2 protein-coding genes are annotated in these 1,827 nt (G+C 44.1%); both read left to right on the forward strand.

Translation table 11 applies throughout. The features are described 5' to 3' along the window. Positions 1-1,450, forward strand: a 1,450-nt coding sequence (locus WH277_RS03845; RefSeq protein ID WP_339504449.1) for a type VI secretion IcmF C-terminal domain-containing protein, incomplete at its 5' end; no start/stop codon positions are given. A gap of 46 nt (positions 1,451-1,496) precedes the next feature. Then, positions 1,497-1,827: hypothetical protein (locus WH277_RS03850; protein WP_339504451.1), on the forward strand; the 331-nt coding region annotated here is incomplete at its 3' end.

Raw genomic sequence — 1,827 nt, forward strand, 5'->3', positions numbered from 1 at the left:
TAATGATGAAGATGGTTGGGTTATGGAAAGCAAACATAACACCTCGTTAGCAGAATTCAGCTCGACCAGAATGCATGCAGAGTTGGGGTTGCTCGGCTCTGCAATGCTGGCAAACGCTAAACGCATCGATCCTATAAAGCAAAAGATTATGCAGCGTTATTATGATGAATACACTCAACGGTGGAGTCGCTTTCTCAGTGAGATCAGCCTGAACTCAAATCGTTCACAGAGCCGAAATGGACAGTTAGCGCTGTCCTTTGATATTTACTTGCTGCGTACCATGGTTTCATCAGATTCACCATTGGTCAATCTTGCGCAGAGGGCTGTTGAAGAAACGACACTTTCGGCCTTACAGAACGAGGAGTTGATTGATAGCCGCTCTTCCAGTACACGCCTGCTACAAAACGTGAACAAAGCAAATCAGTTGCTGGTATCACTGGAAAAAAAACGGTTATGGGAAGGTGTCGATAGCCACTTCTCTACCCTGCGAGAATTTGTTACAGGTTCTACACGTCCCAGTGAAAAGGCGGGTAGCACCTCCATGACTGGCAGCCGTTTAAGGAACATCATGGGGGTTCTCCACGACCAGTACACGATATTTGTTCTTTCTGATAATGCACTCAAAAGTGGCAATATGCCGACGCTGTCAGATGCAGGCCTTAAGATCAGTGCAGAATCACAAACCTGGCCTGATCCGCTTAAGAATATTATTGAGCCACTTCTGAATGGTGCTTATAAAAAGGTTAACCATCTGGTTATCTCTGAAAGTAATAAAAAGATAGAAGCAGATCTGGGTGAGGTATGTAGAAACACCCTTGAAGGTCGCTATCCTTTTACCAAGAGTCCTGAAGAAGTACGTGTTCGTGATTTTGAACATTTCTTCGCACCGGGTGGATTAGCTGAGATGTTCTTCAAAAACAATCTGGCTGATAAAGTGAACACGTCCGTTAAGCCCTGGCGTTATAACAGTGACAATGGTGAAAACGATTCCACAACACTGAAGACGTTCGAACAGGCCCAGGATATTCGCAATACCTTTTTCCAGAACGGAGAAAGTAAACAAATGTCGATTAACTTCTCGATCTCTGTGCCCTACATGGCACCCACCATCACGCAGCTTAGTATGAATTTTGATGGAACGACGATGGACTATTCGCACGGACCTGTTGCTCCGGAAACATTTACCTGGCCGGGCAGTCGGATGGGGTCCAATGTCAATATGACTGCCCAACCAAGAATGGCTGATAAATCCTCTGGCCTGGTTTTCACTGGACCCTGGGCTCTTTTCCACTGGATGGACAACGTGAAAACAATCGAAAACTCTTCATCTGCTAACCCTGTCCTGGTGTTCTCCTTGAGTAACCGGCGCGTGGATGTTAAAGCGTCAGGCATCACCTATGATGATCGATTAATTACGCGTTTACTGCGGGACTTCCGGTGTCCAGGGTGATCTTCGTTCCGTTAAATTTTCATAAATATTACCAGCGGAGGTGAATATGACATTGCAGATATCTGTTATTGATGATAGTCGTCACTATCGTTGGTATCACTGGCGTAGAAAGCATCATCGGAGAATACTTAAATTCTTACAGGATACGGTTGAACCTGAGATTAAAATGCTCTCTCAGGATGATGAAATAGCCGATAGTTATCCATGGTGCTTTGCTTTTTCGGCAAAACAACTATACCGGAAGCACTATTACATCGGCGCATTGACTATTTCTAAAAATAACTGTAATAAAGATAATCTTTGTGTCATTTTTTCTCGACTCCCCTATGATGTAATAGCAGTGGATTTCAAAAAAAAATTTCACATCGCTTTTTGGC

The sequence above is a fragment of the Erwinia sp. MYb416 genome (genome assembly GCF_037479575.1).
In the GTDB taxonomy this organism is placed as follows: Bacteria; Pseudomonadota; Gammaproteobacteria; order Enterobacterales; family Enterobacteriaceae; genus Erwinia; species Erwinia rhapontici.